The following is a 399-nucleotide window of genomic DNA, read 5'->3' as shown; positions in this document are numbered from 1 at the left end:
ATCGTCAGACTCATCGTGCACCTCTACAACAGTTTGGTGAAACGAAAATGGCTCTGCGTATACCCTTCACGCGCATAAAAACGGTGAGCGTCCAGGCGCTTCACGCTAGTGGATAGCTCTGTCAGTTCAGCGCCCGCCTGCCGCGCCACGTTCTCCGCCCAGGCCAACAGCTGGCTGCCCACCCTGAGACCGCGCGCCTGTGGCATGACCACCAGCTCCTGGATCTCGCCAATCCATCTGGCGTGGTGCAGGTGAAACTGCATATGCAGTCCAATCATGCCCACCACCTGGCCGTTTAGTTCAGCCAGCTGGTAGCGCATATTGTGGTCCTGCAGATTGGCAAGATACCCGGCGTGGAACGCCTGATGATCAAACTCACTCTGCTTGAGTTCGCAAATC

1 protein-coding gene is annotated in these 399 nt (G+C 57.1%); it reads right to left on the bottom strand.

The window, feature by feature from the left end; genetic code table 11:
* Positions 1-23: 23 nt before the first annotated feature.
* A partial coding sequence (phnO, locus tag AC0DBE_RS21690) for an aminoalkylphosphonate N-acetyltransferase (RefSeq protein WP_472963776.1) occupies positions 24-399 on the bottom strand: 376 nt, incomplete at its 5' end.

It is taken from the genome of Bacillus sp. VA15, assembly GCF_055721145.1.
This window is presented reverse-complemented; position numbering and strand designations above follow the sequence as displayed.